At 42.7% G+C, this 8,430-nt stretch carries 5 protein-coding genes; all 5 read right to left on the bottom strand.

What is annotated here, in order from left to right; all coding sequences use genetic code 11:
* Positions 1-29: 29 nt before the first annotated feature.
* Positions 30-1,364, bottom strand: coding sequence for an NADP-specific glutamate dehydrogenase (locus HMPREF0671_RS11195; RefSeq protein WP_036900712.1), 1,335 nt, complete (start codon positions 1,362-1,364; stop codon positions 30-32).
* A gap of 473 nt (positions 1,365-1,837) precedes the next feature.
* Entirely contained in the window at positions 1,838-3,427 is a 1,590-nt protein-coding gene (locus HMPREF0671_RS11190) for a DEAD/DEAH box helicase (protein WP_036900710.1), read from the bottom strand.
* 8 nt (positions 3,428-3,435) lie between these two features.
* A complete protein-coding gene (locus HMPREF0671_RS11185; protein WP_036900714.1) occupies positions 3,436-4,707 on the bottom strand; it encodes an LptF/LptG family permease in 1,272 nt (423 codons plus the stop codon).
* A gap of 13 nt (positions 4,708-4,720) precedes the next feature.
* A complete protein-coding gene (tgt, locus tag HMPREF0671_RS11180; protein ID WP_036900708.1) occupies positions 4,721-5,848 on the bottom strand; it encodes a tRNA guanosine(34) transglycosylase Tgt in 1,128 nt (375 codons plus the stop codon).
* Between the two features lies 1 nt (position 5,849).
* A complete protein-coding gene (lon, locus tag HMPREF0671_RS11175) occupies positions 5,850-8,321 on the bottom strand; it encodes an endopeptidase La (RefSeq protein ID WP_036900705.1) in 2,472 nt (823 codons plus the stop codon).
* Between the last annotated feature and the right edge of the window lie 109 nt (positions 8,322-8,430).

The following is an 8,430-nucleotide window of genomic DNA, read 5'->3' as shown; positions in this document are numbered from 1 at the left end:
TTTCTCATTTATTTTAATCGCAATATCGTTTATACAATACCTTGAGCCATCATAGCTTTCGCTACTTTCATAAATCCTGCTACGTTTGCACCCTTTACATAATTGATGTAACCATCGGGTTGTGTACCATACTTCACACAATTCTCATGAATGTCTTTCATAATGTTGAAGAGTTTGGCATCAACCTCTTCGCGTGTCCAATGGATTCTTTCAGAGTTTTGAGACATCTCAAGGCCTGATACAGCTACGCCTCCTGCGTTAGATGCCTTACCCGGACAGTAGAGAATTTTTGCATCTTGGAATACCTGAATAGCCTCCGGTGTGCTGGGCATATTGGCTCCTTCGCTCACTGCAATCACTCCGTTGGCAACCAAAGTTTTGGCAGCTTCCTCGTTGATTTCGTTTTGCGTAGCGCATGGAGTAGCGATGTCGGCTTTCTCTGCCCAAGGTTTTGCGCCTGCAACATATTTACAGCCATATTTCTCTGCGTACTCTTTGATGCGGCCACGCTCAACGTTTTTCAGTTCCATCACATATGCTAACTTCTCAGCTGTGATTCCATCCGGATCATAAATATATCCATCTGAGTCGGAGAGTGTAACAGGCTTAGCACCTAGTTGAATCAATTTTTCCACCGTATATTGAGCTACGTTGCCGGAACCGGAAACCAATACAACTTTGTTTTTTAAATTTTCATTGCGTGTAGCAAGCATGCTTTGCAAGAAGTATACATTTCCATATCCTGTTGCTTCAGGGCGAATCAATGAGCCACCGAATTCTAAACCTTTACCGGTCAGGATGCCTTGGAACTGATGGGTGAGCTTCTTGTACATGCCAAACATATAACCTACTTCGCGTCCACCAACTCCAATGTCGCCAGCAGGCACGTCTTCGTCGGGGCCAATGTGGCGGTACAGTTCACTCATAAAAGCTTGACAGAAGCGCATTACTTCGGCATTTGATTTGCCACGTGGCGAGAAATCAGAACCACCTTTGGCTCCACCCATGGGAAGAGTGGTCAGTGAGTTTTTGAATGTCTGCTCGAAAGCAAGGAATTTAAGAATAGAAAGGTTTACAGATTTATGGAAACGAAGACCACCTTTGTACGGACCAATTACGTTGTTGTGCTGAATACGGTATCCCATATTGGTTTGTACGTTGCCCTTATCGTCTACCCATGTGACGCGGAATTGTACCAAACGATCTGGAATGCAAAGACGTTCTATCAGATTAGCTTTCTCGTATTCAGGATGTTTATTGTACTCATCCTCAATACTTACTAATACTTCGTGCACAGCCTGAATGTACTCCGGTTCATTCGGGAATCTCCTTTTTAGAGTCTCTAATACTTCTGTTGCTTTCATCTTCTTGTCTTTTATTTAATTGTAAAACGAATCCTGCATGATGATGGAGCTTTTATTGCCCTACATAAACATTCTCTTATCTATTGATATTGCAAAGATAAATCATTTCTATTAAATTAAAAACAAAAAGAAAGAATATTTTATGAAAAAGTAGAAAAAAGATAGTTCTGTGCTCAAAAACGTATATCAATTTACATATATACCTTGTTATATATACATTTCTGTTTTTTCCAATTGCATATAAAGACTGTTACCTTTATTTAAAATGTGCGTGATAGAAATTTGATATAGTTATGATGGAAATGGCATATCGAAGTACTTGGATTGCTGCTGAGGCTTTGCAAAATTGCTGCTGGGGCTTTGCAAGATTGTTGGCGAAACTTTGCAGCGATGCTGGAAAGGCGTTGCAGTAAATTAAAAATGAAAAAGGCAGAAGCCAATAGTATGGATTTCTGCCTTGATAAATTAATCTATTATTTCTTGATACCAAAGATACGTTTAAAGAATTTCTTCAGTCCGCCCTCTTGTTTTACTGGTTGTTGGGCAGTAACTTGCTTCTTTTGTGGACGTTGCTTTTTGTTTTGACGATAATTCTTTTTATGTTCTTTGAATTCGGAACCACTGTCATTTCTCCTTGCTTTATTGGGTCTATCTTTCTTGGAACGGTATTCTTTGCTTTGACTAGCAGCATCGCCTTGCCCTTGTTTTGGGGCTGATTGAGGGGTAGGATTGTTGTTGTCGCGACGGTTACGATTCCTTTTAGGATGATGAGAACGCTTTTCTGCCTGCTCTACATTGGGTGTGGTATCGTTAGTTTTGCGACTTGGTTTCCGCTTGTGCGCCGTAACCTCACGGTCTTTTCTTCGCCTATTCTTCGCCTTATCGCCTTGACGCCTATTTTGATAGTCTGCTTTATATTCCGGCCCATTGCCTAATTCCTTTGGCAATTCGTTCTTGACGATCTCTTTTTCAAAGAATTTCTCAATCTGCTGGAAGTAAGATATATCCATATCATTGACCAATGTAATAGCTTGGCCATCTCGGTCGGCACGTGCCGTACGTCCAATACGGTGAACATAGTCTTCTGCATCATGGGGCACATCATAGTTGATGACCATGGCAATATCGTCGATGTCGATACCGCGAGAGACAATGTCTGTAGCCACGAGTACGTCCAGCTGACCGCTCTTGAATTTGAACATGATGTCGTCGCGTTCTGCTTGGTCTAGGTCGGAATGCATCTCTCCTGAGTTGATGTGCTTATCTTGTAGCGCACCGTTGACTTGCTTTACCTTCATCTTGCTGCCACAGAAAATGATGACACGCTTCAAGTCGCCACTCTTGAAGATGCTCTTGATGATACCAAGCTTCTGTGTTTCGTGACAGATGTAGGCACTTTGCTTGATTTTCTCGGCAGGCTTGCTGACCGCCAATTTGATTTCTGTAGGATTCTTCAGCAGCGTTTTGGCCAGTTCTTCTATCTTTGTAGGCATCGTAGCCGAGAACATAATGGTCTGACATGTTTTGGGTAGGCCTTTGGCTATGGTCATAATATCTTCAGAAAATCCCATATCCAGCATTCTATCGGCTTCATCAAGCACAAAGAATGATACTTTGCTAAGGTCTACATTGCCCAGACTGATGTGGGAGATGAGGCGTCCCGGTGTAGCGATAACGACATCGGCACCTAGTCGCAGACTCTTGAGTTCCTGATCATATCTGTTACCATCGTTGCCACCATAGACTGCAACGCTACTTACACTTTGCAGATAATACCCGAAACCTTGCATAGCTTGGTCTATCTGTTGGGCGAGTTCGCGGGTCGGGCTCATTATGATACAGTTGATGGCATCGCTAGGATAACCGCCATCATCAAGTTTACTAAGGATTGGTAATAAGTAGGCTGCCGTCTTTCCGGTTCCCGTTTGTGCTACGCCTAGCACATCGTTACCCTTTAATATTTCCGGTATACAGTTTTCTTGTACGGGTGTACATGTGTCGAAATGCATATCGTATAAGGCATCCAATACATTCTCATTTAATTTTAATTCGTCGAAATTCATATTCTAATTTAATTCGGTGCATGTCGATAGCAGAAATATGCCACGACAGCAAATATAACATTGGGTATCCATGCTGCAATGATGGGGGGCGTGTTAGCCTGAATAGCAAATGTCGCAGAGACAGTTTGCAGCATGATATAAATAAAACTTAATGCCAGTCCGATACCTAAATACATACCCATACCGCCTTTGCGTTTCTTGGAAGAGAGCGAAAGACCGATGATGGTGAGGATAAAGGAGGCGAAACTAGAGGCAATACGCTTGTGATATTCTACCTGATATTGAACCACATTGCCCGATCCACGGTTGATTTGCTTGGATATGTACTCCTTTAATTCCGGACTGGTAAACGTTTCTTGCTGACCTTTGGAGTAGACGAGATCGGTGGGTTCCATTTGGATGAGCGTATCTTTTTCTGTACCACTTGTGATGTGCTCACGCAATCCTTTGAGTTGTCTAATTTTCCAATTGGACACTGTCCAGTGGTATTTGGACTCCGAGATGGTGTCGTATTGTATTTCTACGGCTGTCATGTGGCTGACTAGTTTTTTGTTTTCAAACTTATCAAGCGAGAAGCCGTAGCCACGTTTAGCATTGTTGTCGTAATGTTGAATGTAGGCTATCGTACCTTTGTCCACTTGGAGTTGTACATTATCGGCAGAGGTATTCTTCTTTTTGTTCTTGTACATTGACTCGAAATTCTGACGGATGACGGTTCCGTGCGGAATGACATATGCCGTAAGATAGAAAGAAAGCGCTGAAATGAGTACACAGGAAATCATATATGGACGCATGAGACGCTTGAAAGAGATACCTGCGGCCAGCATAGAGATAATCTCGGAGTTTCCGGCTAACTTGGATGTAAAGAAGATGACGGCTATGAAAACGAACAGCGGACTGAACAAATTGGCGAAGTAGGGCACAAAGTTCAGATAATAATCGAAAACAATAGCACGTAGGGGGGCATGGTATTCCGCAAATTTGGCCAAATTCTCATTGACGTCGAAGACGATGGAGATGGATATAATCAGCAGAATGGAATATATATAGGTACCAATAAACTTCTTGATGATATACCAATCCAAGCGTTTGATATATTTGAAAACATTCAAGACACTCAGCCATTGCAACTGATGGGCAAGCCATCGGAGGGCTTGTCTCTGTCGCGAAGTATGAGCATAACACCATTTAAGCATCCTATGGAACCATGTCGGATGCTTGCTGAGCCATCGTGCTACGCGATAACGCTGGTGATGTTTTCTGAGTTTATAATATTCCATAGATACTCTGTCTTTATACACGGCGACCTAGTTGGTCGATGATAGAGTTCTTCCAAGCCACAAAGTCGCCTTTTTCTATGTGGAATCTAGCATCGGTTACCAGTCGAAGATAGAATGCTAGATTGTGGATGCTAGCTATTTGCATGGCCAACAATTCCTGAGCTTTAAACAAATGGTGAAGATATGCCTTGGTATATATCTTATCTACCTCGCATCCGCTGGCATCGATAGGGGAGAAATCCATTTCCCATTTCTTATTACGGATATTGATAGTGCCTTCGTAAGTGAACAACATGGCATTGCGCCCATTGCGTGTCGGCATGACACAGTCGAACATATCTACTCCACGTTCTATGGCTTCGAGGATGTTTTGTGGGGTTCCAACTCCCATTAGGTAGCGTGGCTTGTCGGTTGGAAGAATCTCATTGACCACTTCTATCATCTCATACATGACTTCGGTAGGTTCACCAACGGCCAGTCCACCAATAGCATTGCCATCAGCACCTTTATCAGCTACATATTTAGCAGCTTCACTTCGTAAGTCCCTGAAGGTGCATCCTTGAACGATAGGGAACAGAGCTTGTTCATAACCATATATAGGTTGGGTCTCATTGAAGCGTTTGATACAACGGTCAAGCCATCGTTGTGTCATTTCAAGACTCTTTTTTGCGTAGGAATAATCGCTTTGCCCGGGTGGACATTCATCGAAAGCCATCATGATGTCTGCACCAATAATACGCTCGGTATCCATGACACTCTCAGGCGTGAAGATATGTTTCGAGCCGTCAATGTGTGAGCGAAACTCGCAGCCTTCTTCTGTTAGCTTGCGTATTCCGGTCAATGAAAATACTTGAAAGCCACCGGAATCGGTGAGGATAGGGCGTTGCCAACCGTTGAAACCATGCAATCCGCCGGCTGCTTTAAGAATCTCTAAGCCCGGTCGTAGGTAGAGATGATAGGTGTTACCTAATATGATTTGAGCTTGAACTTGCTCTATTAATTCGGAGAAATGTACTCCCTTGACAGAGCCACAAGTACCCACGGGCATAAAGATAGGAGTCTTTATTTGCCCATGTGCAGTTGTGATAAGTCCGGTTCTTGCGTTGCTGGCGTTGTCGGTGTGTTGTAGTTCAAACTTCATCTTACTTGTCTATCGTTGTTTCTATGTCTTTGACAGTCAGGTCTATTGGGTTCTTAACCATCTCATCTGTCAATGCAAAATCCCATACATCTTGTACATTCTCCACATAGTGGAACTCTACTCCTGTTCTATACTTCTCCGGTATCTCTTCTATATCCTTTCGATTGTCTTTGCACATGACGATGTCTGTGATGCCGGCACGCTTAGCTGCAAGGATTTTTTCTTTGATACCACCAACAGGAAGAACCTTTCCACGGAGGGTAATCTCGCCAGTCATGGCTGCATTTTCTCTGACCTTACGCTGGGTGAGAGCTGAAGCAATAGATGTAGCAATGGTAATTCCGGCTGAAGGACCGTCTTTTGGCGTGGCTCCTTCCGGTACATGGATGTGAATATTCCACTGGTCAAAGATTCTGTAATCTACTCCGAGAATGTCCACATGAGCCTTTACGTACTCCAAAGCAATGACAGCACTCTCTTTCATTACATCGCCAAGGTTTCCTGTCAATGTAAGTTTTCCGGCCTTACCTTTGCTCAATGAGGTCTCGATGAAGAGTATTTCGCCTCCTACACTAGTCCATGCCAATCCCGTAACAACTCCGGCATAATCGTTACCTTGGTATATATCGCGATAGAAAGGAGGATTTCCTAACAGGTCTTTAGCTATTGTTGGAGTGATATTTGGGGAGATAATACTGCCATGAACAGCTTTCTCATAAGCCATTTTTCTTAAGGCTTTGTTGATTTGCTTCTCTAGTTGGCGTACTCCACTTTCACGTGTGTACTGTTCAATAATGGTCTCCAAAGACGGTTTGTTGAACTTGATTGCAGTGTGATAGTTTATCAATCCTGTATTCTCTAGTTCCTTTGGAATGAGGTGTCTCTTTGCTATTTCTATCTTTTCCTCTGTGATATAACCACTCACTTCTATGATTTCCATGCGGTCGAGTAGTGGGCGTGGAATCGTATTTAAGTCGTTGGCAGTGGCTATGAACATAACTTTAGACAGGTCATAGTCAACATCTAGATAGTTGTCATGGAATGCATTGTTTTGTTCTGGGTCCAAAACTTCGAGCAAAGCTGATGACGGATCGCCATTGATAGTGTTTTGAGTGACTTTGTCAATCTCATCAAGAATGAAGACAGGATTGCTAGAACCGGCCTTTTGAATACTCTTGATGATGCGTCCGGGCATTGCTCCGACATAGGTACGACGATGTCCTCTAATCTCACTTTCATCGTGTAAGCCACCTAATGACATTCTAACATATTTGCGATTAAGGGCAGATGCGATGCTTTTACCAAGACTTGTCTTGCCCACTCCGGGAGGACCATAAAGGCAAATGATTGGAGATTTCAAGTCACCACGTAGTTGTAAGACGGATATGTATTCGAGAATACGCTCCTTAACCTTTTCCATTCCATAGTGGTCATGGTTCAAAATACGCTCTGCACGAGTCAATCTAAGGTCGTCTTCTGTATATTCTCCCCATGGCAAATTGACCATATTTTGCAGGTAATTCACCTGAACGCTGTATTCTGGACTTTGGGGATTGTACATATCCAACTTGTCCAATTCCTTATAGAAGACCTCGGCTACTTCTTCAGGCCACTTCTTTGACTTCGCCTTTTCTTCGAGTTCATGTCGCTCAGGAGAACCATCACCATTGCCTAGTTCTTCTTTGATATTTTTGATTTGCTGTTGGAGGAAGTATTCTTTCTGCTGTTCGTCTAGGTCTTCACGAGTTTTGCTACGGATGTTTTGCTTCAGTTGAAGAAGTTGAATTTCTCTATTCAATACTTTCAATGCAATATATATGCGATCTATCAGGCTATTTGCCTCTAGCATTTTGATCTTGTCAGAGACTGCAAATGGCATATTGGAACAAATGAAATCCACTACGATAGTATCATTCTGAATGTTACTTAGCGCATATTGGGTTTCATCTGCGATGTCGTCATTCAGTTGAATGTATTCTATTGTGCTCTTTTTAAAGTCTTCTACGGCAGCCTTAAACTCCTTGTCATTGTCTGCTGGAAGTTGTTCGGGCATAGGAATGACGGTGCCGGCATAGTATGGTTTCTTTTTGGTTACGGCTTGTAACTGACAACGTCCAAAGCCCTGTACGAGTGCAGTAAGATTATTGCCCGGCCCCGGCATCTCTAAGACGCGTAGTAATTTTGCAAATACACCATACTCGTATAAGTCGTCTTTTGATGGCTCGTCAATGTCCGGGTCTTGCTGACTGAATACTCCAAAGAATTGATCGGGATTCTTTTTGAGTCTATTTATGAGTTGTAGACTCGTTTCACGACCAATTAAAATAGGGGTAACAACACCGGGGAAGAGTACAAGATTGCGCGTGGCTAGAATGGGAATTTGCCCAGTAACATCGGTTTCGAATAGTTTGCTAATATCTCCATCGTAGTCAGCTATCATCTGAATAGATGCGTTTTGTTTCTTATTGTTCATTGTCTGTCTTAATAAAATCCCTTATGGGCAATTTTCGAAGTGCAAAGGTACTAATTAAAATTGACATACTCTTCGTTGTCTCTATAAAATAAGTAAAGTACATGCGAAG

Origin of the sequence: Prevotella sp. S7 MS 2, assembly GCF_000762865.1 — a bacterium.
In the GTDB taxonomy this organism is placed as follows: Bacteria; Bacteroidota; Bacteroidia; order Bacteroidales; family Bacteroidaceae; genus Prevotella.
This window is presented reverse-complemented; position numbering and strand designations above follow the sequence as displayed.

What these genes read in the sequence shown, in the direction of transcription:
- HMPREF0671_RS11195 (WP_036900712.1), bottom strand. Translation starts at nt 1,364, where the DNA reads ATGAAAGCAACAGAAGTATTAGAGACTCTAAAAAGGAGATTCCCGAAT.
- HMPREF0671_RS11190 (WP_036900710.1), bottom strand. Translation starts at nt 3,427, where the DNA reads ATGAATTTCGACGAATTAAAATTAAATGAGAATGTATTGGATGCCTTA.
- HMPREF0671_RS11185 (WP_036900714.1), bottom strand. Translation starts at nt 4,707, where the DNA reads ATGGAATATTATAAACTCAGAAAACATCACCAGCGTTATCGCGTAGCA.
- tgt (WP_036900708.1), bottom strand. Translation starts at nt 5,848, where the DNA reads ATGAAGTTTGAACTACAACACACCGACAACGCCAGCAACGCAAGAACC.
- lon (WP_036900705.1), bottom strand. Translation starts at nt 8,321, where the DNA reads ATGAACAATAAGAAACAAAACGCATCTATTCAGATGATAGCTGACTAC.